Source organism: Streptomyces sp. NPDC056948 (assembly GCF_042674225.1).
GTDB classification, from domain to species: domain Bacteria; phylum Actinomycetota; class Actinomycetes; order Streptomycetales; family Streptomycetaceae; genus Streptomyces; species Streptomyces purpurascens.
The window spans coordinates 1-25341 of record NZ_JBHUQX010000004.1 but is presented as its reverse complement, the minus strand read 5'-3'; the positions used below and the strand labels follow the sequence as shown (position 1 = coordinate 25341).

Annotated in this window: 26 protein-coding genes, 1 tRNA gene and 1 pseudogene; 12 read left to right on the top strand and 16 right to left on the bottom strand. The window is 71.3% G+C overall.

Annotated elements, in window-relative coordinates; translation table 11 throughout:
• The first annotated feature begins 45 nt into the window (after positions 1-45).
• Positions 46-1677: a penicillin-binding transpeptidase domain-containing protein gene (locus ACFTZL_RS01165; RefSeq protein ID WP_382576683.1), complete on the top strand. Its 1632-nt coding sequence runs from the start codon at positions 46-48 to the stop codon at positions 1675-1677.
• A 97-nt stretch (positions 1678-1774) separates the two neighbouring features.
• Positions 1775-3445: a penicillin-binding transpeptidase domain-containing protein gene (locus tag ACFTZL_RS01160; protein ID WP_382576680.1), complete on the top strand. Its 1671-nt coding sequence runs from the start codon at positions 1775-1777 to the stop codon at positions 3443-3445.
• A gap of 9 nt (positions 3446-3454) precedes the next feature.
• On the opposite strand, the gene ACFTZL_RS01155 is transcribed toward ACFTZL_RS01160, so the two are convergent.
• The gene (locus ACFTZL_RS01155) at positions 3455-3820 is read right to left on the bottom strand and encodes an SsgA family sporulation/cell division regulator (RefSeq protein WP_382576677.1); all 366 of its coding nucleotides are present in this window, start codon (positions 3818-3820) and stop codon (positions 3455-3457) included.
• A gap of 168 nt (positions 3821-3988) precedes the next feature.
• On the opposite strand from ACFTZL_RS01155, the gene ACFTZL_RS01150 reads away from it, so the two are divergent.
• From ACFTZL_RS01150 to ACFTZL_RS01125, 6 genes are all read left to right on the top strand, one after another.
• Positions 3989-5083, top strand: coding sequence for an energy-coupling factor ABC transporter permease (locus ACFTZL_RS01150; RefSeq protein WP_382576675.1), 1095 nt, complete (start codon positions 3989-3991; stop codon positions 5081-5083).
• A 1-nt stretch (position 5084) separates the two neighbouring features.
• Positions 5085-5846: a cobalt ECF transporter T component CbiQ gene (gene cbiQ, locus ACFTZL_RS01145; protein WP_382576672.1), complete on the top strand. Its 762-nt coding sequence runs from the start codon at positions 5085-5087 to the stop codon at positions 5844-5846.
• Positions 5834-6610 carry an energy-coupling factor ABC transporter ATP-binding protein gene (locus tag ACFTZL_RS01140; RefSeq protein WP_189726827.1) on the top strand — a complete coding sequence of 259 codons (777 nt, stop codon included), beginning with the start codon at positions 5834-5836 and terminating at the stop codon, positions 6608-6610. Before cbiQ ends, ACFTZL_RS01140 begins: the two co-directional genes overlap by 13 nt.
• Before the next feature lie 10 nt (positions 6611-6620).
• Complete coding sequence (locus ACFTZL_RS01135) at positions 6621-7091, top strand: MarR family winged helix-turn-helix transcriptional regulator (protein ID WP_382576668.1); 471 nt, start codon at positions 6621-6623, stop codon at positions 7089-7091.
• Positions 7092-7196: 105 nt separating this feature from the next.
• Entirely contained in the window at positions 7197-7643 is a 447-nt protein-coding gene (locus ACFTZL_RS01130) for an organic hydroperoxide resistance protein (RefSeq protein WP_382576665.1), read from the top strand.
• Positions 7644-7685: 42 nt separating this feature from the next.
• Positions 7686-8849, top strand: a complete 1164-nt coding sequence (locus ACFTZL_RS01125; RefSeq protein WP_382576663.1) for a serine hydrolase domain-containing protein — start codon at positions 7686-7688, stop codon at positions 8847-8849.
• 27 nt (positions 8850-8876) lie between these two features.
• Here the strand turns inward: ACFTZL_RS01125 and ACFTZL_RS01120 are convergent, their stop codons facing one another.
• From ACFTZL_RS01120 to ACFTZL_RS01100, 5 genes are all read right to left on the bottom strand, one after another.
• Positions 8877-9152, bottom strand: coding sequence for a DUF1876 domain-containing protein (locus ACFTZL_RS01120; protein ID WP_328339735.1), 276 nt, complete (start codon positions 9150-9152; stop codon positions 8877-8879).
• A 71-nt stretch (positions 9153-9223) separates the two neighbouring features.
• Entirely contained in the window at positions 9224-10069 is an 846-nt protein-coding gene (locus ACFTZL_RS01115) for an EamA family transporter (RefSeq protein WP_382576660.1), read from the bottom strand.
• A complete protein-coding gene (locus ACFTZL_RS01110; RefSeq protein ID WP_382576657.1) occupies positions 10066-10581 on the bottom strand; it encodes a YbaK/EbsC family protein in 516 nt (171 codons plus the stop codon). The genes ACFTZL_RS01115 and ACFTZL_RS01110 overlap by 4 nt, the downstream gene beginning before the upstream one ends.
• 88 nt (positions 10582-10669) lie before the next feature.
• Positions 10670-11389: a helix-turn-helix domain-containing protein gene (locus tag ACFTZL_RS01105; RefSeq protein WP_382576654.1), complete on the bottom strand. Its 720-nt coding sequence runs from the start codon at positions 11387-11389 to the stop codon at positions 10670-10672.
• A 20-nt stretch (positions 11390-11409) separates the two neighbouring features.
• The gene (locus ACFTZL_RS01100; RefSeq protein ID WP_382576651.1) at positions 11410-11559 is read right to left on the bottom strand and encodes a hypothetical protein; all 150 of its coding nucleotides are present in this window, start codon (positions 11557-11559) and stop codon (positions 11410-11412) included.
• 53 nt (positions 11560-11612) lie between these two features.
• Here ACFTZL_RS01100 and ACFTZL_RS01095 point away from each other — a divergent pair, with 53 nt between their 5' ends.
• The gene (locus ACFTZL_RS01095) at positions 11613-12284 is read left to right on the top strand and encodes a DUF4097 family beta strand repeat-containing protein (RefSeq protein ID WP_382576648.1); all 672 of its coding nucleotides are present in this window, start codon (positions 11613-11615) and stop codon (positions 12282-12284) included.
• An 83-nt stretch (positions 12285-12367) separates the two neighbouring features.
• On the opposite strand, the gene ACFTZL_RS01090 is transcribed toward ACFTZL_RS01095, so the two are convergent.
• Both ACFTZL_RS01090 and ACFTZL_RS01085 read right to left on the bottom strand, forming a co-directional pair.
• Positions 12368-14569, bottom strand: coding sequence for an MMPL family transporter (locus tag ACFTZL_RS01090; RefSeq protein WP_382576646.1), 2202 nt, complete (start codon positions 14567-14569; stop codon positions 12368-12370).
• A gap of 122 nt (positions 14570-14691) precedes the next feature.
• Complete coding sequence (locus ACFTZL_RS01085) at positions 14692-15291, bottom strand: TetR/AcrR family transcriptional regulator (RefSeq protein WP_382576643.1); 600 nt, start codon at positions 15289-15291, stop codon at positions 14692-14694.
• A gap of 188 nt (positions 15292-15479) precedes the next feature.
• Between ACFTZL_RS01085 and ACFTZL_RS01080 the strand changes: the two genes are divergently transcribed.
• Positions 15480-18734 carry a S41 family peptidase gene (locus ACFTZL_RS01080; protein ID WP_382576641.1) on the top strand — a complete coding sequence of 1085 codons (3255 nt, stop codon included), beginning with the start codon at positions 15480-15482 and terminating at the stop codon, positions 18732-18734.
• A 56-nt stretch (positions 18735-18790) separates the two neighbouring features.
• Here the strand turns inward: ACFTZL_RS01080 and ACFTZL_RS01075 are convergent, their stop codons facing one another.
• The 4 genes from ACFTZL_RS01075 to ACFTZL_RS01060 form a co-directional block, all read right to left on the bottom strand.
• On the bottom strand, positions 18791-19018 hold the full coding sequence (locus ACFTZL_RS01075; protein ID WP_382576639.1) for a hypothetical protein: 228 nt from the start codon (positions 19016-19018) through the stop codon (positions 18791-18793).
• A gap of 76 nt (positions 19019-19094) precedes the next feature.
• Positions 19095-19979: an SDR family oxidoreductase gene (locus tag ACFTZL_RS01070; protein ID WP_382576637.1), complete on the bottom strand. Its 885-nt coding sequence runs from the start codon at positions 19977-19979 to the stop codon at positions 19095-19097.
• Positions 19976-20899 carry an alpha/beta fold hydrolase gene (locus tag ACFTZL_RS01065; protein WP_382576635.1) on the bottom strand — a complete coding sequence of 308 codons (924 nt, stop codon included), beginning with the start codon at positions 20897-20899 and terminating at the stop codon, positions 19976-19978. Before ACFTZL_RS01065 ends, ACFTZL_RS01070 begins: the two co-directional genes overlap by 4 nt.
• Positions 20896-22416 (bottom strand): flavin-containing monooxygenase, encoded by a 1521-nt coding sequence (locus ACFTZL_RS01060; RefSeq protein ID WP_382576633.1) that lies wholly within the window; start codon positions 22414-22416, stop codon positions 20896-20898. The genes ACFTZL_RS01065 and ACFTZL_RS01060 overlap by 4 nt, the downstream gene beginning before the upstream one ends.
• 130 nt (positions 22417-22546) lie before the next feature.
• Here ACFTZL_RS01060 and ACFTZL_RS01055 point away from each other — a divergent pair, with 130 nt between their 5' ends.
• Positions 22547-23191, top strand: coding sequence for a MerR family transcriptional regulator (locus ACFTZL_RS01055; protein WP_382576632.1), 645 nt, complete (start codon positions 22547-22549; stop codon positions 23189-23191).
• Between the two features lie 4 nt (positions 23192-23195).
• On the opposite strand, the gene ACFTZL_RS01050 is transcribed toward ACFTZL_RS01055, so the two are convergent.
• Together ACFTZL_RS01050 and ACFTZL_RS01045 are read right to left on the bottom strand one after the other, a co-directional pair.
• Positions 23196-23999, bottom strand: coding sequence for an exodeoxyribonuclease III (locus ACFTZL_RS01050; protein WP_382576630.1), 804 nt, complete (start codon positions 23997-23999; stop codon positions 23196-23198).
• Between the two features lie 44 nt (positions 24000-24043).
• Positions 24044-24331: a hypothetical protein gene (locus tag ACFTZL_RS01045; protein ID WP_382576628.1), complete on the bottom strand. Its 288-nt coding sequence runs from the start codon at positions 24329-24331 to the stop codon at positions 24044-24046.
• A 132-nt stretch (positions 24332-24463) separates the two neighbouring features.
• On the opposite strand from ACFTZL_RS01045, the gene ACFTZL_RS01040 reads away from it, so the two are divergent.
• Positions 24464-24940, top strand: a complete 477-nt coding sequence (locus ACFTZL_RS01040; RefSeq protein WP_382576625.1) for a GNAT family N-acetyltransferase — start codon at positions 24464-24466, stop codon at positions 24938-24940.
• 65 nt (positions 24941-25005) lie between these two features.
• On the opposite strand, the gene ACFTZL_RS01035 is transcribed toward ACFTZL_RS01040, so the two are convergent.
• Positions 25006-25079, bottom strand: a tRNA-Ala gene (locus ACFTZL_RS01035).
• A gap of 82 nt (positions 25080-25161) precedes the next feature.
• A pseudogene (locus tag ACFTZL_RS01030) lies at positions 25162-25341 on the bottom strand (hypothetical protein); the annotation flags it as partial.

Genomic DNA, 25341 nt, shown 5'->3' with positions numbered 1-25341 from the left:
CGTTCAAAGGAGCGTGTGGAGGCTCAACGGGGAGGGGACGGCCCAATGGCCAAGGGGGTCAAGGTCGCTGTCATAGGCGGCGTGTTCGCGGTGATGGTGGGTGGGGCCGGGTACGGCGCCTACAACCTCGTGAGCGCGCTGAACGGCGACGGGGGCACGAGCGGGGTGGCCGCGGAGAAGAAGTCGGGGCCGCCCGGCAAGGACGAGGTCGAGGCGACCACCGCCAAGTTCTTCGCGGCCTGGGAGAAGGGCGAGGCCGCGCAGGCCGCGTCGTACACGAACAACGACGCGGCCGCCGAGCAGTTGCTCACCGCCTTCGGGGACGACGCGCACATCACCGACGTGAGGATCACGCCCGGCACGGCGAACGGCACCACCGTGCCGTACACGGTGAAGGCGAAGGTGGCCTACGACGGGAAGTCCGAGCCGCTCGACTACAAGAGCGAGCTGAAGGTCGTGCGCGGGCTCACCACCGGGCGGGCGCTGGTCGACTGGCAGCCCGCTGTCGTCCACCCCGAGCTGAAGAAGGACGACACGCTCGTCACGGAGAAGTCGGCCAACCCGCCGATCGAGGCCGTCGGCCGTGACGGCGCCGAGCTGACGAAGGAGAAGTACCCCTCCCTCGGCCCGGTCCTGGACGCCCTGCGCGCCAAGTACGGCAAGGAGGCCGGCGGCACCCCCGGCATCGAGCTGGTGATCCGGCACGCCGGCGAGGGCGTCGCCGACACCCCGCTGCTCACCCTCGCCGAGGGCAAGCCGGGCAAGCTCACCACCACCATCAGCACGGGCGCGCAGGCGGCGGCCGAGAAGGCGGTCAAGCGGTTCGCCCAGTCGTCGGTGGTGGCCGTCAAGCCCAGCACCGGCGAGGTCCTGGCGGTGGCCAACAACCGTACGGACGGCTTCAACGCGGCCTTCGAAGGACAGGCCGCGCCCGGCTCCACCATGAAGATCATGACGGCCGCGATGCTCATCGACAACGGCGTGACCTCGATGAACGGCCCGGCGCCCTGCCCGGACACCGCCGTGTGGCAGGGGCAGACCTTCAAGAACCTCACCGGCATGAAGCCCAACGAGGGCGCCACCCTCGCCAACAGCTTCATGCGGTCCTGCAACACCGCCTTCATCAAGCTCATCGACGAGAAGCCGCTCACGGACGCCTCGCTGACACAGGAGGCCGAGCGTCGCTTCGGGCTCGGGCAGGACAACTGGAAGACCGGCATCGTCTCCTTCGACGGCAGCGTCCCCGCGGTCGACGGGCCGGACCGGGCGGCCGGTGCCATCGGGCAGGGCCAGGTCCAGATGAGCCCGCTGAACATGGCCTCGGTGACCGCGACCGCGATCACCGGCAGCTTCCGCCAGCCCTACCTGGTCCCGCCGGAGCTGGACGGCCGGCGGCTCGCGCGGGCCGAGGGCCTGCGGGCGAGCACCGCCGCCCAGCTCAAGCAGATGATGCGGCTCACCGCCACGCAGGGCACCGCCATGGAGGCCATGCGGGGACTGGGCGGGGACATCGGCGCCAAGACCGGTTCCGCCGAGGTCGACGGCAACGCCAAGTCCAACAGCTGGTTCACCGGATTCCGGGGCGACATCGCGGCGGCGGCCATGACCGAGGAGGGCGGTCACGGCGGCGACGCGGCCGGTCCGATTGTCGCAGCCGTGCTACGAACGGGTGGCTGATCTCACCCGCGCAGGACGGGACTCTAGGGTGGTGGACGTCGTTGGGACAGCTGAGGGCAACGGGGACCCTGGGGATTTCCGAAGGAACGGACAAGCAGTGGGCAACAGAAGGCGCGTCGCCGAGCGACGGAAGACGAGACCCGCCGTGATCGGCGGGGTGATCGCCGTGGTCGTCGGTGGTGCCGGGTTCGGCGCCTACGCGCTGTACGGCGGCGGCGCGGCCGCCGACGACGGGACCCGGGCGTCATCGGACGGGAAGCCCAAGGTGAAGACCGGGCCGCTGTCGGCGGCCGAGGTCACCACCACCGCCCGTGCCTTCCTCACCGCCTGGCAGTCCGGGAAGGTTCCGCAGGCCGCCGCGGCCACCGACGAAGCGGCCGCGGCGACGTCCCTGCTCACCGGCTACACCAAGGACGCCCGCGTCAAGGACGTCACCCTCACCCCGGGCAAGCCCACGGGTGACAAGGTGCCCTTCTCCGTCAAGGGCACCGTGGCGTACAAGAACACCGAGAAGCCGCTGGCGTACGAGAGCGCGCTGACCGTCGTCCGCCGCACCAGCGACGGAAAGCCGCTGGTGGACTGGCACTCGGCGGTCGTCCACCCGGATCTGAAGGACGGCGACAAGCTGGTCACCGGCGAGGCGGGCACGCCCCCGGTGAAGGCGCTCGACCGGGACGGCGGCGAGCTGACCAAGCAGAAGTACGCGTCGCTCGGCCCGGTGCTGGACGGACTGCGCGAGAAGTACGGCAAGGAGGCCGGCGGCAAGGCCGGCATCGAGCTGCGGGTCGTGCGCGGGAAGTCCGCCAAGTCGGACGACCTCTCCGACAAGACCCTGCTGGAGCTGAGCAAGGGCACGCCCGGCACGGTGAAGACCACGCTGGACCCCGCCCTCCAGGCGGCGGCCGAGAAGCAGGTCGCGAAGAAGGCCAAGTCGTCGGTGGCCGTCATGCGGGCCTCGACCGGCGAGATCCTGGCCGCCGCCAACGCCTCGCCCGGCTTCAACACCGCCTTCCAGGGCTCGCTCGCGCCCGGCTCCACGATGAAGGTCATCACCGCCTCACTGCTGCTGGACAAGGGCCTGGCCTCGGCGGACAAGAAGCACCCGTGCCCGAAGTACTTCACGTACGGGCACTGGAAGTTCCAGAACGACGACAAGTTCGAGATCAAGGACGGCACGTTCAAGGCGAGCTTCGCCCGCTCCTGCAACACGGCCTTCATCAGCCAGGCGCCGAAGCTCAAGGACGACGACCTGTCCAAGGAGGCCCAGCAGGTCTTCGGCCTGGGGATGAACAACTGGGCGATCGGGGTGCCGTCCTTCGACGGCGCCGTGCCGGTGCAGTCGGCGGCCCAGATGGGGGCCTCGCTGATCGGGCAGGGCGGGGTCCGGATGAACCCGCTGAACATGGCGTCGGTGTCGGCGACGGTCAAGACCGGCACCTTCCACCAGCCGTACCTGGTCTCCCCTGACGTGGACGGGCGCAAGCTCGCCAAGGCCTCGCGCCCGATGCCGGCGGGCACGGCCTCCCAGCTCCGTGAGCTGATGTCGTACACGGCCGCGGCCGGGACGGCGGCGGAGGCGATGTCCGGGGTCGGCGGCGATGTCGGCGCCAAGACCGGGTCGGCCGAGGTCGACGGGCAGAAGAAGCCGAACGGCTGGTTCACCGCCTACCGGGGCGATCTGGCGGCCGCGGGCGTCGTCCAGCAGGGCGGGCACGGCGGTGAGACGGCCGGGCCGATCGTGGCGGCGCTGCTGAAGGCGGGAAGCTGACCAGGAGGGTCAGTGGGTGACCGGTTCCGCGGCGGCCATGTAGGTCCGCCGCAGGAACCGCAGCAGCGCCTGCCGTTCGAACTGCACCACCAGCACTCCCTGCGCGGTGTGGAACTCCACCACGGCCTGGACCCGGCCGCACGGCCACACCCGCACCTCGCCGCTGCCCGTGGGGGCCCGCAGCCCCTCCTCCAGGAGCTCACGGGCGAAGGTCCACTCATGCGCTCCGGGCCGCGGCAGCTTGATGCCCACCGACCGGGGATCCCGGTCGGGGTCGTACCGCAGAGTGACCGGAACCGCCTCCAGCTCATCGATCAACGGGACGGCCGCGTCCGTGACGATGTGGGCTCGCGCGTACTGCTCGACTACGGACATCGGACGGCCCCTTCACCGTGGGCAACCTGAGCGGAAACTGTGCGTCCACTCCCTCTCCAATGTCGCATATTTTCCGGATTGCGCCCTTGGGGCCGGATATGTCGCGAGTGAGATAAGACAAGCGTCACGCTCTTGCAAACCGTTCGCATCAAGCCACATCATCGAAGCGTGCATGTACCTGACGGATTCATCGACGCCCCCACCTCCGCCGCCACCGGTGTGATCGCCGCGGGCGCCATCGCCGTGAGCCTGCGCGGCGCGCGGCGCGAACTCGACGAGCGCACCGCCCCGCTGGCCGGCCTCGTGGCGGCGTTCATCTTCGCGGTGCAGATGCTCAACTTCCCCGTGGCGGCCGGGACCAGCGGTCATCTGCTGGGGGGCGCGCTCGCCGCGATCCTCGTAGGCCCGTACACAGGGGTCCTGTGCGTCTCCGTCGTCCTGCTGATGCAGGGCCTGCTCTTCGCGGACGGCGGCCTGACCGCGCTCGGCGTGAACATCACCAACATGGCGATCGTCACGACGGTCGTCGCCTATGCCCTCTTCCGCGGCCTGGCGAAGGTGCTCCCCCGCACCCGCCGGTCGATCACCGCGGCCTCCTTCGTCGCCGCCCTCGTCTCCGTCCCGGCCGCCGCTCTGGCCTTCACGCTCATGTACGCGATCGGCGGCACCGCCGACGTGTCGATCGGCAAGGTCGCCACCGCCATGATCGGTGTGCATCTCCTGATCGGCATCGGCGAGGCCGCGATCACCGCGCTGACCGTCGGCGCGGTCCTCGCCGTGCGCCCGGACCTGGTCCACGGGGCGCGCGGCCTCACCCCGAAGCTCAAGCTGCGGGTGAACGGCGAACTGGTCGACGCGCCCGGCGCCGAGCCCGCCCCCGTCGCCGCCCGGACCTCACACCGCGGGGTGTGGGCCGGAGGCCTTGTCGCCTCCCTCCTCCTGGCCGGATTCGTGAGCTTCTACGCCTCGGCCGACCCGGACGGCCTGGAGAAGGTCGCCACCGACCACGGCATCGACAAGAAGGCCGAGGAGCACGCCGCCGCCGACTCCCCGCTCGCCGACTACGGGGTCAAGGATGTCGATGACGCCCGCCTGTCCGGGGGTCTGGCGGGCGTCATCGGCGTGGGCGGCACGGTCGTCGCGGGCAGCGCGGTCTTCTGGGCCGTACGCCGGCGCCGCTCGGACGACGCCTCCCCGTCGAACACGTCGAACACGTCTGATACGTCGGATACGTCGGACACGACGAGCAGCACGGGCGTCTGACATGGGTGCGGGTCACGCGCACAAGCTCTACCGGCACGGGCACTCGCCCGTGCACGGCCTGCCGCCGCACACCAAACTCGCCGCCGTGTTCGCCTTCGTGCTGGTCGTGGTGTCGACGCCGCGCGAGGCGATGTGGGCGTTCGGGGGGTACGCCGTGCTGCTGGGCGTCGTCGCGGGCATCGCGCGCGTGCCCGCCGGGTTTCTGCTCCGGAGGCTGCTGATCGAGGTGCCGTTCGTCGCGTTCGCGGTGCTCATGCCGTTCGTGGCGGAGGGCGAGCGCATCGACGCCCTGGGGATGTCCCTGAGCGTCAACGGCCTGTGGGGCGCCTGGAACGTGCTCGCCAAGGGCACGCTCGGCGTCGCCGCCTCCGTGCTCCTCGCCGCCACCACCGACCTGCGCGAACTGCTCCTCGGCCTGCAGCGCCTCAAACTGCCGCCGCTGCTCGTGCAGATCGCGTCCTTCATGATCCGCTACGGCGACGTCATCGCGGACGAGATGCGGCGCATGCGGATCGCCCGGGAGTCCCGCGGTTTCGAGGCGAAGGGCGTCCGGCACTGGGGCGTGCTCGCCAAGTCCGCCGGCGCGCTGTTCATCCGCTCCTACGAACGCGGCGAGCGCGTGCATCTGGCCATGGTCAGCCGGGGCTACGCCGGTGCCATGCCGGTCATCGACGAGGTGACCGCGTCCCGGACGCAGTGGTCGTACGCGCTCGCCCTCCCGGGCATGGCCCTCGTCGTCTGTCTGCTGGGATGGTGCCTGTGACTGATGTGACCCCTTCGCTCGACGTGGCCGGACTGGCCTTCGCCTATCCCGATGGGCATCAGGCCCTCTTCGGCGTCGACTTCTCGATCGCGCGCGGTGAGCGGGTCGCGCTGCTCGGGCCGAACGGCGCCGGGAAGACGACCCTGGTGCTGCACCTCAACGGCATCCTGACCGGCGGCGCCGGCACGGTGCGGGTCGCCGGGCTGCCCGTGGACAAGCGGCACATGGCCGAGATCCGGCGCCGGGTCGGCATCGTCTTCCAGGACCCGGACGACCAGCTCTTCATGCCGACCGTCCGGGAGGACGTGGCGTTCGGGCCCGCGGCGGCCGGGCTGAAGGGGCCGGAGCTGGAGGAGCGCGTGGACCGGGCCCTGGAGCGGGTCGGCATGGCGGAGTTCAAGGACCGCCCGCCGCACCACCTCTCCTTCGGCCAGCGCCGCCGGGTGGCCGTCGCGACCGTCCTCGCCATGGAGCCGGAGATCCTCGTCCTCGACGAGCCCTCCTCCAACCTCGACCCCGCCTCCCGCCGCGAACTGGCCGACATCCTGCGCTCGCTGGACGTGACGGTCCTGATGGTCACGCACGACCTCCCCTACGCCCTGGAGCTGTGCCCGCGCTCCCTGGTGCTCAGCGAGGGCGTGATCGCCGCGGACGGCCCGACCGGCGAACTGCTCTCCGACGAGGAGTTGATGCGCGCCCACCGGCTGGAGTTGCCGTTCGGCTTCGATCCGCGTTCCGTGCCGGCCGCTCCGGCCCGTCCGTGACAATGGGCGCGTGACGAACGAGAAGCCCCCGAGTGGGGGTGCTTCACTGCTGCTGGACGAGCAACTGTGCTTCGCGCTGTACGCCGCCCAGCGCGCGGTGACGGCCGCGTACCGCCCGCTCCTCGACGAACTCGGCCTCACCTATCCCCAGTACCTCGTGCTGCTGGTCCTCTGGGAGCGCGGCGAGACCACGGTCAAGGAACTGGCCGCGGCCCTGCGCCTCGACTACGGCACGGTCTCGCCACTGCTGAAGCGGCTGGAGGCGGCGGGTCTGCTGCGGCGTGAACGCTCGGTGCGGGACGAGCGGTCGGTGCTCGTGGCCGTGACCGGGCGCGGGGAGGAACTCCGGGAGCGCGCGACGTGCGTGCCCGGCGCCCTGCTCTCGGCGACGGGCCTCGACGGCACGGAGATCGCGCGGCTCCGCGAGGAGCTGTGGCACCTGGCCGAGAAGGCGGAGTCGGCGGCCGACCGGGCCCGCTGATCGCGGGTCACCCCGGGTTCTGACCCCCTGGTGGCGCAGGCCTGTTACTGGCCAGTACCTTGTGCACAATGTGTTTGTGCGCACTTGTTTTTGGGGGAGGACAGCATGACTGACGGCCCCGCCGTCGACACCCGCCCGACGAAGATCATGTACGTCGCCGAGGCCACTGCCCACGGCGGCCGTGAGGGCTACGTCACCAGCCAGGACGGTCAGATCGACCTCAAGGTCGCGATGCCCCCGCAGCTCGGCGGCGACGGCAACGGCACCAACCCGGAACAGCTCTTCGCGGCCGGCTACAGCTCCTGCTTCCACAACGCCCTGATCCTGGTCGGCAACCGCGAGGGCTACGACCTGACCGGCTCCACGGTCGCCGCGAAGGTCGGCATCGGCCCCAACGCGCAGCAGGGCTACGGCCTCGCGGTCGCCCTGAGCGTCTCCCTCCCGGTCCTCGACCCCGACCTCGCGACCAAGCTGGTGGACGCGGCCCACGAGATCTGCCCGTACTCGAACGCGACCCGCGGGAACATCGACGTGACCATCCTGCTTGGCTAAGGGGGAGCACCGCGGTACCGCAGCACGAGGAGGAGCACGGACGTGGACGTGAACGGCACAGTCGCCAAGGGCTTCGAGCCGGTCAGGGAAGCGTTCCTACGGAACTTCGAGACGCTCGGCGAGCGGGGCGCGTCGGTCGCCGTCCACCGGGACGGGCAGCAGGTCGTCGACCTGTGGGCCGGCACGAAGGACATCGACGGCACGACCCCCTGGGAGCACGGCACCGCCCAGGTCGTGCGCTCGGCGACGAAGGGCATCGCCGCCGCCGTACTCCTGCTGCTGCACCAGCGCGGACGGCTGGACCTGGACGCGCCGGTGGGCCACTACTGGCCGGAGTTCAAGGCGCGGGGCAAGGAGCGGGTGCTGGTCAGGCACGTCCTGAACCACCGGGCCGGCCTGCCGGTCCTCGACCACCCCCTCACCCCCGAGCAGGCCCTCGACCCGCTGCGGGGCCCCGAGGCGGTCGCCGCCCAGGCCCCCGTGTGGGAGCCCGGCACCGACCACGGCTACCACGCGCTCACCTACGGCTGGATGCTCGACGAGCTGGTGCGGCGCGTGACCGGGCAGGGCGCGGGCGAGTGGCTCGCGGCACAGATCACCGGCCCGCTGGGCCTGGACCTCTGGCTGGGCCTGCCCGAGTCGGAGGCCCACCGGGTGGGACGCGCGGGCCGCGTCGAGGGCCCCGAGCCGACCGGAGGCCTGCGGGCCCGCCCGAAGCGCTCGGTCACCGAGGCCTACGAGGACCCGGCCTCCCTCACCCGCCGCGCCTTCGCGGCGATCACCCCGTTCCCGGAACAGAACGACCCCGCCTACCGCGCGGCGGCCCTGCCCGCGACCAACGCCATCGCGACGGCGGACGGACTGGCCCGCTTCTACGCGACGCTGATCGGCGACACGGCCGGCGCCGCGCGCCTCTTCACGCCGGAGACGGTCGAACTGGCCCGGGCCGAGGAGTCGGCGGGCCCCGACCGCGTCCTGGTGGTCGGCACCCGCTTCGGCCTCGGCTACATGCTGCACGGCAGCGCCTCGCCCTTCCTGGGCCCGGGTTCCTTCGGCCACCCGGGCCGCGGCGGCGCCCTGGGCTTCGCGGACCCGGAGTCCAAGATCGCCTTCGGCTACGTCACGAACGGCTTCCGCAAGACGGTCACGGCGGATCCGCGGGCACAGGCGCTGGTGCGGGCGGTACGGCAGGCCCTGGGGCTCTGAGACTCCCGATCACCCGGTCATCCGCCTCTAGACGTGGATCGGGTGGGAGATCCGCCCGGACGCCTGGTCGATCTCCTCATGGGCTTTGGTCAGCAACTGCATGGCGAGTTCGTTGAGCGCCCGGGCCCCGGCGATCTCCTCTCCGACCCTGGGCTGATTGGTGTCGGACCGGTGCCGGTTGGCCGCCCCGTGCGCCCGTACCTCGGTGCCGTCGGGCAGCCGGACCAGCGCGACCGCGCGCGTGTGCTGGTCGTCCTCCATGAACTCCATCTCGACGTGCCATCCCGCTCGGGTGTGCATCATGACGATCACCTCCGGAAGACCTAGTTCCAGGGTGCTCCTCGCACCGTCCGGACGCACCCGTCCCGACGCGCCTATCCGGCGTGCAGCATCAACCCGATCCCGACGACGAGCAGCCCGGCCGCCGCGATCCTCGGAACGCCGAACCGCTCCTTGAAGAACACGGCCCCGATCGCCGCGCCCACGATGATCGACGACTCGCGCAGGGCGGCGATGGGCGCGAGCTCGGCCTTGGTCTGGGCCCACAGGACGAGGGCGTAGGCGGCGACGGAGAGAGCGGCCCCGATGAGCCCGGTCACGGCGAACGGCCGCAGCAGGGCGACGGTCCGCCCGCGCCAGCGGCTCAGGGCGTACGCGGGGATGACGACCCCTTGCACGGCCATCAGCCAGGCGATGTACCCGAGCGAGGACCCCGACGCACGCACGCCCAGCCCGTCCACGACGGTGTACACGGCGATCGTCAGCCCGGTCGCCAGAGCGGCCCCGATGGCCGCCCAGTCGGGCCGGCGCCCGCGCAGTCCCCACAGGGCGACGCCGGTCAGCCCCGCACAGGACACGGCGATACCGGCGGCGGCCCACCCGTCGGGCACCTCGTGTGCGAAGAGCGCGGCGAGCAGGGTCACGACGAGGGGCGCGGTGCCGCGCGCGATGGGATAGGCCTGCCCGAAGTCGCCCAGCCGGAAGGACTTCATCAGCAGCGCGTAGTAGGCGATGTGGACGGCGGCGGAGAAGAGCAGATACGGCCACGCCCCGGCCGCCGGGAACGCCACGAACGGCGCGAGCGCCAGCCCGATGACCAGCCCGCCGCCCGAGATCAGCGCGAACCCGGCGAGCTTGTCCGTGATCTTGTGCGCGATGGCGTTCCAGCTTGCGTGGGTCACGGCGGCGAGCAGAACCGCGGCTGTGACCAGCGGCGTCACGAGGCGCTCTCGCGCACGTCCACCAGGGTGGCACCGGCATGGGCGACGAGGTCGCGGGGCGTCATGGGGAACACGGTGTACGGCGTCCCGGCCGCCGCCCACACGGTCTCGTGGCCGAGCAGGGACCGGTCGGCGAGCACGCGCGTCCGCGTCCGGTGCCCGAAGGGCGGCACGCCGCCGATGGCATAGCCGGTCGTCTCCCGCACGACATCGACCTTGGCCCGGGTGACCTTGTCCACACCGAGCTCCTTGCGCACCAGCTCGAGGTCGACCCGGGAGGCCCCGTCCATGAGTACCAGCACGGGCACCCCGTCCGCCGCGAAGATCAGCGACTTGCAGATCTGGCTCAGCTCACACCCGAGGGCGGCGGCGGCCTCGGCGGCGGTACGGGTGGCTTCCGGAAAGCGCCGGATGAGCGGCACGACCTCGTCGAGCCCGAGTTCCCGCAGGGCCTGGGCGAAAAGGGGATGTGCTCCGGAGTCCTCGGCGTCAGTGGCGGCTGTCGTCGTCATGGGGGCACGCTAGCGGTCCGTGTATCGGACACGCGAGGGGGATTCAGCGGAGATCGTCCGCCGGCGCGACATCCGCGAACTCCAGCCTTTAGGGCCGCTCGACCTTCGTGCGGAGGATCTCGCGGGCCTGCTCCGCGGCGCGGGCCGTGCTCTCGCTGACGAAGTCGAGGAAGCGGGCGATGTTCTCGAGCCGGGCGGCGACCGGGGTGCCGGGGCCGAGAACGCCGACGCCCTGGCGTGCGATCTCGACGATCTGGGCGATGGACCGGGCGCTGGCCATCATCGACTGGTACCAGATGTCGTCGTCGACGGTGTAGCGCTCACGGCGGCGTTCGTCGCGTTCCCGGCGGACGAGGCCCTGGCTGTCCAGGAACGAGATCGCCTTGGAGATGGACGCCGGGCTGACCTGGAGGCGCTGGACGAGCTCGGACGCGGTGAGGCTGCCGCTGTCGGTCAGGGTGAGGCAGGCCATCACCCGGGCCGGCATCGTGGTCATGCCCGAAGCCATGAGGACGGTGGTGAACACCTCCTCGTACTCACGCGCGGCCTCGGTATCGCGCCCTTGGGCCTGCGGGGGCGCCTCGGCCGCCCGGGGCGTGGCCTGCCGGCGCCGGTGGGCGCGGCGTTCGGTGGCGCGGTGGGCCAGGTCGGCGCGGTAGGCGGTGGGACCGCCGTTGCGCATGACCTCGCGCGTGATGGTCGAGGTCGGGCGGTCGACGCGTCTGGCGATCTCCGCGTAGGCGAGGCCGTCGGCCAGTCCCAGCGCGATCTGCTGACGTTCCTGCTGGGTGAGCCTGCCTCCCGGCATCGCGATCTCCTTCGTTCTCCTCAGATGGCGTCCAGCATAGCGTTCACTTTCATTTGATTGCAACGAACACTCAGAGGACGTTGCATTAAATCAGCAACCATTGCAACGAAATTACTGCGTTCACCTGCATCTACTCCCATCAATCGCAACGAGTGCGTTGCCAGATCCATGAACGCAACGTAGCGTTTCTCTCATCAGAAACAACGAACCGAAGGAGAGCACGATGCAGAAGTTCACCTCCCCCGCCCCGATCTCCGCCGTCCTCGACATCCCCGCCGGACGCGTCCAGTTCATCGCCGCCGACCGGGCCGACACCACCGTCGAGGTCCGGCCCGCGGACAGCTCGAGCGGCCGCGACGTGAAGGCCGCGGAGCAGATCAACGTGGAGTACGGCGACGGCGTCCTGCGGATCGAGGCCGCACCGGCGAAGAACCGGATCCTCGGCAACTCCGGGTCCGTCGAGGTGACCGTCCAGCTTCCCGCCGGCTCCCGCGTCGAGGCGAAGGCGGCCAGCTCCGAGTTCCGGGGCGTCGGACGGCTCGGCGATGTCGCCTTCGAGGGCGCGCACGGCTCGGTCAAGCTCGACGAGACCGAAGGCGCCCGCCTCACCCTCCTCGCCGGCGACGTCTCGGTCGGCCGGCTGGGCGGCCCCGCGGAGATCAGCACCCAGAAGGGCGACATCCGTATCGCCGAGGCCATGGGCGGCACGGTCGAGCTGCGCACCGAGCACGGCGAGATCTCGGTCGGCGCCGGCCGCGGCGTCTCCGCCTCCCTGGACGCCGGCACCGGATTCGGCCGGATCCACAACGCGCTGATGAACGCCGACGGCGCCACCGCCGCCCTGAACATCCGCGCGACCACCTCCTACGGCGACATCACCGCCCGCAGCCTGTAAACGGGATGAGCGCGGAAAAGCCGGTGAGGGCGCCCCGTCCCCACGGAGCCCTCACCGGCCGGTTTCTCAGAAGCGGTGCGGCGTCAGGCGCGCACCAGCTCCCGGTCCGTGTCCCCGCGGTCGGAGTCCGAGCGCAGGCCCTCGCCCTCGACATCCACGTTGGGCAGCGCCCGGTCCAGCCACTTGGGCAGCCACCAGGCCTTGCGGCCCAGGAGGGCCAGGACGGCCGGGACGATGGCCATGCGGACGATGAACGCGTCGAAGAAGACCGCGATGGCGAGGCCGAAGCCGATCATCTTGACCATCGACTCGGACGAGCCGATGAAGCCGGCGAAGACCGCCATCATGATGACCGCCGCGGCCGTCACCACCCGGGCGCCGTGCCGGAAGCCCGTCACGATCGCCTGGCCGGCCTTCTCGCCGTGGACGTAGGCCTCCCGCATCCGGGTCACCAGGAACACCTCGTAGTCCATGGCGAGGCCGAAGACCACACCGACCATGAAGATCGGCATCATCGACATGACCGGGCCCGTCTGCTCCACGCCCATCAGGCCCGACAGCCAGCCCCACTGGAAGACCGCGACCACGGCGCCGAGGGCCGCCATCACCGACAGCAGGAAGCCGAGGGCCGCCTTCAGCGGGACCAGGATCGAGCGGAACACCACGATCAGGAGGAGGAAGGCCAGGCCGACCACCAGGACCAGGTAGGGGACCAGCGCGTCGTTGAGCTTCTCGCTGACGTCGATGTTCATCGCCGTGCTGCCGGTGACCAGGACGTTCGCGTCCGTGTCGGCCTTGATGCCCGTGCCCGCGTCCCGGATGCCGTGCACCAGGTTCTCCGTGGTCACGGAGGACGGCTGGGAGCCCGGGATCACGGTGATGGTGGCCGTGTCGCCGGCCTTGTTGGGCGCCGGCGGCGTCACCGTGACGACGTCCTTCAGGCCCTTGATCTCGTCGCCGACCTGTGTGAAGGCCGCCTTCGGGTCGTCGCTGCCCTTCGCGTCGACGACGACCATCAGCGGGCCGTTGAAGCCGGGGCCGAAGCCCTCCGACAGCAGGTCGTAGGCGCGGCGCTGAGTGGTGGAGGTGGGCTGGGAGCCGTCGTCCGGCAGGCCCAGTTCCAGGCTCGACGCCGGGACGGCCGCCGCGCCGAGGCCGATGACGCCGAGCAGCAGGACCGCGATCGGGCGGCGCACGACGAAACTCGCCCAGCGCGTGCCCAGGTTGGGGCGCTCCGGCTTCTTCGGCGCCCGGCCGAGCCGCTTGCCCTTCTCCCCCATCGGCTTCACCCTCCGGCCGGCGTACCCGAGCAGCGCCGGGATCATGGTGAGTGCGATCAGCACCGCGATGGCCACCGTGCCCGCCGCCGCGACACCCATCTTCGTCAGCATCGGGATGTTGACGACCGACAGACCCACCAGCGCGATCACGACCGTCAGGCCCGCGAAGACCACCGCCGAGCCGGCCGTGCCGGTGGCCCGGCCCGCGGCCTCCTCGCGGTCGCGGCCCTCGGCCAGTTCGGCGCGGTAGCGGGAGACGATGAACAGGGCGTAGTCGATGCCGACCGCCAGGCCGATCATCATCGCCAGGGTGGAGGTCGTCGAGCCCAGATCCAGCACACTGGCCAGGGCCGTGATCGTGGAGACGCCGATGCCCACGCCGATGAGCGCCGTCAGCAGCGGCAGACCGGCCGCGACCAGGGAGCCGAAGGTGATGACGAGGACGACGGCCGCGACCGCGATGCCGATGATCTCGCTGGAGCCGGTGTGCGGGACCGTCTGGAGCGCGTCACCGCCGATCTCGACGGTCAGCCCGCTCTTCCGCGCGTCCTGCGCGCTGTCCTGAAGGGCGTCGCGGGAGGAGTCCTCCAGCTCCATGCCGGAGACCTTGTACGACACCTGCGCGTACGCGATCGTGCCGTCCTTGCTGACGGCCTTCGCCTGGTACGGGTCGGTGACGCGGGCGACCTCGGAGCCGTCGGCCAGTTCCTTGACGGCCTCCCGGACCGTCGCCTTGTTGCCGGGGTCGGTCATCTTCTCGCCGCTCGGCGCCTTGAAGACGACGCGTGCGGTGGCTCCGTCGGCGCTCACGCCGGGGAAGCGCTGTTCCAGCAGGTCGAAGGCCTTCTGGGCCTCCGTGCCGGGGATGGAGAACGAGCTGTTGCCCGCGGCGGGGGCGCTGGCCGCGCCGACACCGGCGAGGGTCAGCAGGGCCACCCATATCAGGGCGACGAAGTGCCGCCGCCGGAACGAGAGCCGGCCGAGTTTATAGAGGAAAGTGGCCACGAGGGCGTACTCCCGGTCAGGTCGTGGGGTATTTCAGGGCAGGGGTGATCAGCCCGACGACGTGAGCGGCGATCGCGTCAGGTGCTGCGGTGGGGATTGCTCAGGGGTGGTTCAGGGGTGGTTCAGGTGGTGGGGATGCCGAGGGCGGGGAGGACCACGGCGTCGATGTACGAGATGAGGAAGGCCTGCGTCGGCGGCTGGTCGTCGATCAGCGTGCGGGTGGCGAAGGCGCCCACCAGCATGTGCACGACGTAGTCCAGTGCCGGACAGTCGGCGCGGATCTCGCCACGGTCGACCGCCTTGCGCACCACCCGCTGGAACTCCTCCATCTCCGGCTCGATGAGCAGTTCCCTGAAGGCCTGGAGAAGATCCGGGTTGGCGTGCACCGCCATGAACAGACCCCGCATCAGCGCGGCGTTCTGCTGCATGGCGCAGTCGTCCTCACGCGAGGTGAGGGCATGGAGGTCGCCGCGCAGGGAGCCGGTGTCGACGTCGGCGATGTTGCCCGGCTTGTTGTGCCGGACCGCCTTCGCCACCAGCTCCGGCTTGCCGCCCCACTGGCGGTAGAGCGTGGCCTTGCTGGACCGCGTGCGCGCTGCCACGGCGTCCATGGTGAGGGCGTCGTAGCCGACTTCCCGGAGCAGGTCGAGCACGGCCGCGTACAGCTCGGCCTCACGCTCGGGGGTGATCCGACTGCGACGCGCGGCGGCGACCTCAGCCATCTCTCTCACCTTCCTGCTCCGAACGACCTCCGACCGTGCTCCGAACGACACGGTTTCGTACGCGACTTCGTACACGACGAATGTAGCGCAGCCCTTATGGAAACGAAACCGTTTCGTACGTGTGCTGCGTCACGGTGACCCCTTTGTCATAACTTGCTGCGCTCCGCCCCCGGGCAAAGCATGGGGAGGTGAGCTATCTGCGTCTGCCGCACCTCCATGACGACCTGCTGTGCTTCGTGGCCGAGGACGACCTCTGGCTCGCCCCGCTCGACGCCCCCGGCCGCGCCTGGCGGCTCACCGTCGACCGCACCAAGGTGGGCCACCCCCGCTTCTCGCCCGACGGCCGCCACCTCGCCTGCACGAGCTGGCGCACCCTGGTGCCCGAGGTCCATCTCGTCCCGGTGGCCGGCGGCCCGGGCCGCCGGCTGACCCACTGGGGCAGCCCCGACACCCGGGTCTGCGGCTGGACCCCGGAAGGCGAGATCCTGGCCGTGGCCTCGCACGGCGAGCCCTTCTCCTTCTTCACCTGGGGCTACAAGGTCCCCCTCGACGGCGCCCCGGGTCGCAAACTGCCCTGGGGGCCGGTCTCCGACCTCCAGGTCGCGGACCTGGACGGCGAGCGCAAGAGCCTTCTCCTCACCGGCACCCCGCCGCACGAACCGGCCTCCTGGAAGCGCTACCGGGGCGGGGCCATGGGCCGGCTGTGGCTGCACGGCGAACGGCTGCTGGCCGGCCTCGGCGGCCATCTGCACTCCCCCATGTTCGTCGGCGGCCGGATCGCCTTCCTCTCTGACCACGAGGGCGTCGGCAACCTCTACTCGTGCGCCTACGACGGCTCCGACCTGCGCCGTCACACCGACCACGACGCCTTCTACGCCCGGCACGCCTCCAGTGACGGCACCCGGGTGGTGTACCAGTGCGCGGGCGATCTGTGGCTGGTCGACGACCTGTCGCCGGACTCCGCGTCGCGGCGGCTGGACGTACGGATGGGCGGGCCGCGCGCGGGGCGGCGCCCGTACCAGGTGGCGGCGGCCCAGCACACCGACGGGCTCTCGGTCGACGAGACCGGTCGGGCCAGCGCGGTCGTCGTACGCGGCAGCCTGTACTGGCTCACCCACCGCGACGGGCCCGCCCGCACCCTCACCGACACCCCGGGCGTCCGGGTGCGGATGCCGGAGATGCTCGGCGCGAGCGGGCGGGTGGCGTATGTGACGGACGCGGAGGGCGAGGACGCGATCGAGATCGCCTCGCTGCCCCGGGCGTCCGGCGACCGCGGGCCGCGGCGGCTTGCCCCGGGCGGGCTGGGCCGGGTGCGCGAGCTGGTGTCGGACCCCGAGGGCGAGCGCCTCGCGGTCGCCTCGCACGACGGGCGACTGCTGCTCGTGGACGTGACCGAGGACTCGGACGGTGCGGTCACCGAGCTGATCCGGTCGATCAACGGGCCCGTGCGGGACCTCGCGTTCTCCCCGGACGGGGCATGGCTGACCTGGTCTCATCCGGGCATCGGGCGGACCCTGCGGCAGATCAAGATGGCCAGGATCAAGGGGGGTGTCGTCATCGACGTCACCAACGGCCGCTTCGAGGACGAGAACCCGGTGTTCACGCGCGACGGCCGCTACCTGGCCTTCCTCTCCTGGCGCGGCTTCGACCCCGTCTACGACGTGCACACCGGCGACCTGTCCTTCCCGCTGGGCTGCCGCCCGTACCTCGTGCCGCTGTCCTCCGCGACGCCCTCCCCGTTCGCGGTGAACCCGGAGGGCCGTCCGGCCGCCGGGGGCCTCGACCCGGTGGAGGACGACGAGAACGGGGACGGCGGGGCGGTGACCGTCGAGGCCGAGGGGCTGGAGAGCCGGGTCACGCCCTTCCCGGTGGCCGCCTCCAAGTACTCGGCGCTGCACCCGGTCGCGGGCGGCGGGCTGGTGTGGCTGCGCTGGCCGATCTCGGGCGCCCTCGGCGAGACGTTCGCCAACCCGGACGACACCAGCGGCCGGCCGACCCTGGAGCACTTCGGCATCACCAAGGCCAAGAAGTCCGAACTCGTCGATCATCTCGACTGGTTCGCGGTGAGCGGCGACGGCAGCCGGCTGGTCGTGGTCGACGAGGGCGAACTGCGCGCGGTGCCGGCCACCGAGTCGGGCGACGCCGACTCGACGGTGTGGATCGACGCCCGCCGCATCCTGCACGTGGTCGACCCGGCGGCGGAGTGGCGGCAGGCCTACGAGGAGGCCGGGCGGCTCATCCGGGCGTACTTCTGGGAACCGGGCATGTGCGGCATCGACTGGGCCGGGGTGCTGGACCAGTACCGCCCGCTGGTCGAACGGGTCGCCTCCCCTGACGAGTTCGCGGACCTGCTGCGCGAGGTCCTGGGCGAACTGGGCACCTCCCACGCGTACGTCAGCGCCGCCCGGCGCAACGAGGGCCCGCCGCACTACCAGCGCCGGCAGGGCCTGCTGGGCGCCAACTTCGTACGCCGGGACGGCGGCTGGACGGTTCTGCGGATCCTGGCGGGCGACTCCTCCGACTCCAAGGCCCGCTCCCCGCTGGCCGGCACGGGCATCCGGGAGGGCGCGGTCCTCACCCACGTCGACGGCCGCCCGGTCGATCCGGACGCGGGCCCCTATCCGCTGCTGGCGGGCGCGGGCGGTACGACGGTGGAGCTGACCTTCACCCCGGCCGAGGACTCGGCGGAGGGCGTGACGGAGGGGGCAGGCCCGCCCCGGCGGGTCGCCGTCGTCCCGCTGGTGGACGAGCGGCCGTTGCGCTACCAGGACTGGGTGGCCAAACGCCGGGCCGTGGTACGGGAGTTGAGCGGCGGGCGCTGCGGCTATCTACACATCCCGGACATGGGCGGTTCGGGCTGGGCGCAGTTCAACCGCGATCTGCGCATGGAGGTGTCCCGGCCTGCGCTGATCGTGGACGTGCGCGGCAACGCCGGCGGCCACATCAGCGAGCTGGTCATCGAGACACTGAGCCGCACGATCCTGGGCTGGGACCTGACCCGCGACGCCCAGCCCGTGTCGTACACCTCGAACGCACCGAGGGGCCCGGTGGTGGCCCTGGCGGACGAGGCGACCTCCTCGGACGGCGACATGATCACCGCCGCCTTCAAACTGCTGAAGCTGGGCCCGGTGGTGGGGCAGCGCACCTGGGGCGGTGTCGTCGGCATGACCGGCCGACACGAGCTGGGGGACGGCACGGTGATCACGGTGCCGATGAACGCGGCCTGGTTCGACGCGTACGGCTGGTCGGTGGAGAACAGGGGCGTCGCCCCCGACATCGACGTCCTGCGCACCCCGCTGGACTGGGCGGAGGGCCGCCACGCCCAGCTCACCGACGCGGTGGAACTGGCCCTCGGGCTGCTGGAGACCGACCCGCCCGCGACACCGCCGACCTACAGCGGCGTACCGGACCGCTCCCGGCCGAAGCTGCCGCCGCGGACCTGAGAAACGCGAGGAAGGGGTGCCCCGCGCGAGGCACCCCTTCCGTTCAGCACGCGTCGTCAGGCGTCGTAGTCCTGGTCGATGCGGTCCTCCTGCTCGCGCTCCCGCTGGTCGCGCTCCCGCTGGTCACGGTCACGCTGCGGGTGCTGCGGGTGCTGCGGCGAGTCCATGTCCTCGTCACGCCGGCGACCGCGGCCCTGCATCTGCTCGCGGGCCTGGTCGGCCTTCTGACGGGCCTGGTTCTGCCACTGCTCGGACTTCTCCTGGAACTGGTCCTTCATACCCATGTGGGTTCACTCCCGTTGGGGGTGAGGGGATCTGGCTCGATCAGATTCACACGGGTCGTGACCCTGCGCATGTCGATCACTTACGGAGCGTAGCCCGCTGCTGCTCATCGGCCGCTCCGCCTGCCCCGACGAGGCCCGAGCGCATGCCCGTCAGCCGGTCCGCGAACCGCCGCATCTCGCGCTGCCCCACCGTCCCGATGACCCCGGGCAGGTAGCCGCGCACGCCCTGCATGCCGCGCAGCCACCACTGCCCGTACACATGGCTCGACCGGTTCTCTATCCCGGCCACGAGCCGGTCCACGGCCGGGCCCAGCGGGTAGGTCTTGTTGGACGGCCAGGGCAGCCGCTGCCTCAACTCCCGCATGACGTCGTCCTGGTCGGCCCCGCGCACCATGTCGGTGTCGGTCCACGACAGATACCCGACGCCGACCTTCACGCCCCGGTGCCCGACCTCGGCGCGCAGGCTGTGCGCGTACGCCTCCACACCGGACTTGGACGCGCAGTACGCGGTCATCATCGGCGCCGGGGTGATCGCGGCGAGGGACGCGATCTGGAGCAGATACCCCCGGCTCTCCAGCAGCGACGGCAGGAAGGCGCGGCCGGTCACCGCCGAGCCGATCAGGTTGACCTCGATCACCCGCCGCCAGGACTCCGGATCGGAGTCGGCGAAGGGACCGCCGGTGGCGACACCGGCGTTGGCGACGACGATGTCGACCCTCCCGAAGCGCTCCTCGACCTCGCTCGCGACCCGGACCATCGCCTCGTGGTCGGTGACATCGGCGTGCCAGTGGTCGCTCTCGCTGTGCAGCCGCCCGGAGACCTCCTTGAGCGCGTCCGGCTCCAGACCGACCAGCGCCACCTTCACGCCGCGCGCGGAGAGCTTGCGGGCCAGCAACTCCCCGACGCCGCGCGCCGCCCCGGTCACCACGGCGACCTTCCCCTCGAGGCTCACCCTGCTCATGCGCTCTCCTCGGATACGACCTGGACGTGTGCGTGGACGAGTTCCCGTATGCGTTGGCCGACCAGCCCCGGCGCCTCGACCGGCGTCATATGGCCGATGCCGGGCAGCTCGGTGAGCCCGGTGCACTGCGGCAGCGCGGCGGCCAGGGCCCGGGCCTGCACCGGCGGCGTCAGCCGGTCCGCCGTACCGACGACGACGGCCGTGGGCACCCGCAGCTCACGAACGCCGTGGTCGAGGTCGAGCAGGTCCAGCACCTGCGACCAGGAATGGCGGACCTTGCGGGGACAGGCATGCACGATGCGGGCACACGCCTCGACCATGTGCGGGGCCGAACCGGCGCCCATCGTGCCGTACTTGAGGATCCGCCGGGCCAGCGGTGTGACCGGGCCGAGCGGCGCCCGCGAGCCGAGGACCCGCCGCGTCAGCCAGGTGCGCAGCCGCCCGGCCCGGATCGGCACGACGGTGGAGGCGGCGACCAGTTGCGAACTGCCCGTGCTGCACAGCAGGACGGCGGCCGTGTGCGCGCGGAAGACGGGCCGCTCGGAGGCCGCCATCACGGTCATGCCGCCCATGGAGTGCCCGGCGATCACGGCCTGTTCGCCGGGCGCCAGGGTGGCCTCGAGTACGGCCTCCAGGTCGTCGGCGAGCGCCTCGGGGCTGCACGCGGGGCTCGCGGGGCTGCGCCCGTGGCCGCGCTGGTCGTAGGCGATGACCCGGTGGTCGGCGGCCAGTTCGCGGATCTGCGCCGCCCAGAAGGCGGTGGAGCAGGTCCAGCCGTGGGCGAGGACGACGGCCGGGGCGCCGTCGGGGCCGTGGATCTCGACGTGCAGTCGGGCGCCGTCGGCGGACACGGCGGTCAGTTCGCGCGCGGGGGCGGGCGGGGCGTAGGGGCCGGAGTCGACGTGCAGGAGGCGGCTCACGCGTCCACCCCGGCCTTCTCGGCTTCCGCCCGCACGGGGACGCGCAGGACGTCGTACTCGGCGAGGTCGACACGGCGCGTCGCCCGCCGGAACTCGCCTGTCGTGCCGGGCCAGATGGTGGTGTTGCGCCCGCTCGCGTCGAGGTACCAGCTCGTGCAGCCGCCGGTGTTCCACACCGTGCGCTTCATGCGCTCCTGCACGCGGTGGTTCCAGGCCTGTACGGCGCCCGGGCGGGCGTCTAGGGCGACCCGGCCTCCGAGGACGTCGAGCTGGCGGACGTAGTCGGCCAGGTAGTTGAGCTGGGACTCGATCATGAGGATCATCGAGGAGTTCCCCAGGCCGGTGTTGGGCCCGATGATCGTCATCCAGTTGGGGAACCCGGCGGCGGAGGCACCGCGCAGGGCCTCCATGCCGCCCTTCCAGGTCTCCGCGAGGGTCCGCCCGTCGGCGCCCACGACCCGGTCCGCGATGGGCATGTCGGTGACGTGGAACCCGGTGCCGAAGACGATCGCGTCCGCCTCGGCCTCACTGCCGTCGGCGGCGACCAGGGTCGATCCGCGGACCTCGGCCAGCCCGCTCGCGACCACGTCCACGTTGGGCCGGGCGAGCGCCGGGTAGTAGTCGCTGGACAGCAGGATCCGCTTGCAGCCGATGCGGTAGTCCGGGGTGAGCTTCGCCCGCAGCGCCGGGTCCTTGATGGAGCGGGCCATGTTGCGCCGGGCCATCTCCTCGACGAGACCGAGCTGGCCCGGGTGCTTGGTGAACGCCTGCACCTGCAACTCCCGGATGCCCCACAGCAGTCCGCGCCTGAGCTGCGAGGTGAAGGGCAGTTGCCGGTGCAGCCACCGCTCGGTGCCGCTGATGTTCCGGTCGACGCGGGGCATGACCCACGGCGGGGTCCGCTGGAACAGGGTCAGGCGCGAGACCTCGGGCTGGACGGCCGGCACGATCTGGGCGGCCGAGGCCCCGGTCCCCACCATCGCGACGCGCTTGCCGCGCAGGTCGTAGTCGTGGTCCCAGCGGGCCGAGTGGAAGACCTTGCCGGGAAAGGACTCCAGCCCCGGTATCTCCGGCACCTTCGGATCGGACAACGGCCCGGTCGCCGACACGACCAGGTCCGCCGACAGGTTCCCGCTGCTGGTCTCGATGTCCCAGCACAGCCGCTCGGCGTTCCAGGTCATCCGCTTCACCTCCGAGTCGAAGCGGAGGTGCGGCCGCAGCCGGAACACGTCCGTGACGTGCTCCAGATAGGCGCGGATGTGTTCCTGCCCGGAGAAGGCGCGCGGCCATTCGGGGTTGGGCGCGAAGGAGAACGAGTACAGATGCGAGGGCACGTCACAGCGGCACCCCGGGTAGCTGTTGTCCCGCCAGGTGCCGCCGACGCTGCTCGCCCGCTCCAGGACGACGAAGTCGGTGACGCCCTCGCGGCGCAGCCGCACGGCGGCCCCCAGCCCGCCGAACCCGGACCCGACCACCGCGACCCGTACATGCTCGCGTTCGTGTTCGCGTTCGCCCATGCCGACACCTCCACACACCACGAGAACCATGCCAGTGAACACTGGCGCAATGGGAGCGTAGGGCAGCGGCGTACTGATGGGTAGGGGGCAGAACGAGGAAGTTACCCCTGGTACGCCTTAAGGTGCCCAGGTGGCCGAGAAGCGTGAATACCGCATGGAAGAGCTGGCCCGCCTGGCCGGGATCACGGTGCGCACCCTGCGTTTCTACCGCGAACGCAAACTGATCCCGCCACCCCGCCGGGAAGGCCGTATCGCCTGGTACGACGACCACCACCTGGCCCGCCTGCGCACGATCACGGCCCTGCTGGAACGCGGCCACACCCTCAGCGGCATCGCGGAACTCGCGGAGGCCTTCGACAACGGCCGGGACGTCGGCGACCTGCTCGGCGTCGGAGGCGCCCCCACCGAGGAGGAGCCGGTCCACCTCACCCCCGAGGAACTCGCCGACCACTTCGCCGGCGAGACCACGCCCGAGAACCTCGCCGCCGCGATGGAACTCGGCTACCTCGGCACCGACGGCGACGAGATCGTCCACATCAGCCGCCGCCTCCTGGACGTCTCCTCGGCCCTGGTCCACGAGGGCATCCCCCTCGCCGACGTCCTCGACGCGGCCAAACAGGTCCGCGCCCACGCCGACGCCCTGGCCGAACTCTTCACAGACCTGGTCCTCCGCCACGCCTCCCCCCAGGACCTGCCCCGCCTGCGCCCACTGGCCCGCAGCGTGGTGGAGGCGGAACTGTCACTGGCGCTGGACCGGCGGATGCGCAGGCCCTGAGCCCCTACCTGTCGTACACGACGGTCACGGGCGCATGGTCGGACCACCGCTCCTCGTGCGTGGCGGCCCGCTCCACGAACCCCTTGACCGCCCGCCCGGCGAGCCCGGGCGTGGCCACGTGGTAGTCGATCCGCCAACCGGTGTCGTTGTCGAACGCCCGCCCCCGGTACGACCACCACGAGTACGGCCCCTCGGTGTCCGGGTGCAGGGCCCGCACGACGTCGACGTACCCTCCGTCCACCGCGTCGAGGACCTGCGTGAGCCACTCCCGCTCCTCCGGCAGGAACCCCGAGTTCTTCCGGTTGCCGCGCCAGTTCTTGAGGTCGGCCTCCTGGTGGGCGATGTTCCAGTCGCCGCAGACCAGGACCTCGCGCCCCTCGGCGGCGGCCCGCCCCCTGAGTCCCTTCAGATAGGCGAGGAACTCGCCCATGAAGCGCTCCTTCTCGTCCTGCCGCTCGGTACCGACCTCACCCGAGGGCAGATAGAGGGAGGCGACGGTGACGCCCGGCAGGTCGGCCTCCACGTACCGCCCACTGCCGTCGAACTCCTCCGACCCGAACCCGACCTGGACCCGGTCGGGCTCACGGCGGCTGTACAGGGACACCCCGGCCCGCCCCTTGGCCGCGGCCGGCGCGTGTGTCACATGCCACCCCTCGGGCGCCCGCACCTGCTCGGGCAACTGCCCCGGCTCGGCGCGCACCTCCTGCAGGCACAGCACATCGGCGTCGGTCGCCGCCAGCCACTCCACGAAGCCCTTCTTCGCGGCGGCACGCAGCCCGTTCACATTCACAGAGGTCACAGTGAGCACCCCGGCACGATACCGGCACACTGGACGAGGTCCAGTTCCGGACGTCAGTCCCAGAAGCTGCCGTACCACGAGAAGTAGTACCCGTTCGCGTTCCGGAAGCAGCCATCCGTCGGATTGGTGGGGACGCCCTTGTGCTCCTTGGCCTTGCGATCCTCGTCACACCGTCGTTCGATCTCGTAGAAGCCCGAACGCCACCACTGGGCCTGAGCGTCGGGCGGCGCGGTGACCCGCTCCCCCGCCGCCGGCCCCGATGACGCCGACGCTCCGGTCGCGGCCACCCCCAGACACAGTCCGACCGCGGCCAGACACGACACGGCACGACGTACCGACATGTGATCCCCCGTTTCTCCACCGCACGCTGCGATACCGCGATGCTCCACACGCCCGGTGCGCGGTGTCACGCCCGAAACCGGCCGAACCATCCGGGCTCACGACCCCAGATGAGCTGACATACGGTACTCAGCATGCATATACGCCGGGTCCCCTTCGACCACCCCGACGCCACCAAGCTCAGCGACCAGGTCCAGGCCGAATACCACGTCCGCTACGGCGACGGAGGCGACGCCACGACCATGGCCGCCTCGGACTTCGCCCCGCCGAACGGCACCTACCTGATCGCGTACGACGCGTACGACTCCCCCGTCGCCTCGGGCGGCTGGCGCGCCCAGGACACGAACGACGAGGGCAACCTGGACGGCGACGCCGAGATCAAGCGCATGTACGTGGTCGACGGCATGCGCGGCCGGGGCCTGGCCCGTCGCATCCTGGCCGCCCTGGAGGAGGACGCCCGCGCGGCCGGCCGGACCCGCATGGTCCTGGAGACCGGCACGAAGCAGCCGGAGGCCATAGCCCTGTACACGTCCAGCGGCTACGAGCCGTGCGGGAAGTTCGGCTACTACCGCCACTACGAGTCGAGCCGCTGCTTCGCGAAGAGCCTCTGACGCGTGGGGAGCTGAACATACGTCAGAGCCCCGGTCGGGAATCCCGACCGGGGCTCTGAGCTGCGTGGACCTGTGGGGATTTGAACCCCAGACCCCCTCGATGCGAACGAGGTGCGCTACCGGACTGCGCCACAGGCCCTTGCAACGAGTGAAACTTTAGCACCCCGATCGGCCTGCTTGGAAATCCGTTCCCGAGGGGCGGTCACCTGCGGGTTCGGGGGTTACTCGTTGGCGGCCCGCGGCCGGTCCCCGTCCTCGTACTGGTCGAACAGCGGCGTGCGGCCGCGCTCCCGTGCCCGCCGTGCGGAGGCCGCCCGGCGGGCGTCAGTGCGCCCGTCGTCGTCCGCCCGCTCCTCGGCGTGGGGCTCCGGCTCGCCGGGGAGCGCCGCGTCGGGCTCGTC

Bases quoted from the DNA above. Each gene is read 5' to 3' on its own strand.
- ACFTZL_RS01130 (WP_382576665.1), top strand. From the start codon at position 7,197: ATGACTGACGGCCCCGCCGTCGACACCCGCCCGACGAAGATCATGTAC.
- ACFTZL_RS01040 (WP_382576625.1), top strand. From the start codon at position 24,464: ATGCATATACGCCGGGTCCCCTTCGACCACCCCGACGCCACCAAGCTC.
- ACFTZL_RS01070 (WP_382576637.1), bottom strand. From the start codon at position 19,979: ATGAGCAGGGTGAGCCTCGAGGGGAAGGTCGCCGTGGTGACCGGGGCG.
- ACFTZL_RS01095 (WP_382576648.1), top strand. From the start codon at position 11,613: ATGCAGAAGTTCACCTCCCCCGCCCCGATCTCCGCCGTCCTCGACATC.
- ACFTZL_RS01120 (WP_328339735.1), bottom strand. From the start codon at position 9,152: ATGATGCACACCCGAGCGGGATGGCACGTCGAGATGGAGTTCATGGAG.
- ACFTZL_RS01110 (WP_382576657.1), bottom strand. From the start codon at position 10,581: ATGACGACGACAGCCGCCACTGACGCCGAGGACTCCGGAGCACATCCC.
- ACFTZL_RS01100 (WP_382576651.1), bottom strand. From the start codon at position 11,559: ATGGATCTGGCAACGCACTCGTTGCGATTGATGGGAGTAGATGCAGGT.
- ACFTZL_RS01165 (WP_382576683.1), top strand. From the start codon at position 46: ATGGCCAAGGGGGTCAAGGTCGCTGTCATAGGCGGCGTGTTCGCGGTG.
- ACFTZL_RS01045 (WP_382576628.1), bottom strand. From the start codon at position 24,331: ATGTCGGTACGTCGTGCCGTGTCGTGTCTGGCCGCGGTCGGACTGTGT.
- ACFTZL_RS01085 (WP_382576643.1), bottom strand. From the start codon at position 15,291: ATGGCTGAGGTCGCCGCCGCGCGTCGCAGTCGGATCACCCCCGAGCGT.
- ACFTZL_RS01155 (WP_382576677.1), bottom strand. From the start codon at position 3,820: ATGTCCGTAGTCGAGCAGTACGCGCGAGCCCACATCGTCACGGACGCG.
- cbiQ (WP_382576672.1), top strand. From the start codon at position 5,085: ATGGGTGCGGGTCACGCGCACAAGCTCTACCGGCACGGGCACTCGCCC.
- ACFTZL_RS01075 (WP_382576639.1), bottom strand. From the start codon at position 19,018: ATGGGTATGAAGGACCAGTTCCAGGAGAAGTCCGAGCAGTGGCAGAAC.
- ACFTZL_RS01060 (WP_382576633.1), bottom strand. From the start codon at position 22,416: ATGGGCGAACGCGAACACGAACGCGAGCATGTACGGGTCGCGGTGGTC.
- ACFTZL_RS01105 (WP_382576654.1), bottom strand. From the start codon at position 11,389: ATGCCGGGAGGCAGGCTCACCCAGCAGGAACGTCAGCAGATCGCGCTG.
- ACFTZL_RS01140 (WP_189726827.1), top strand. From the start codon at position 5,834: ATGGTGCCTGTGACTGATGTGACCCCTTCGCTCGACGTGGCCGGACTG.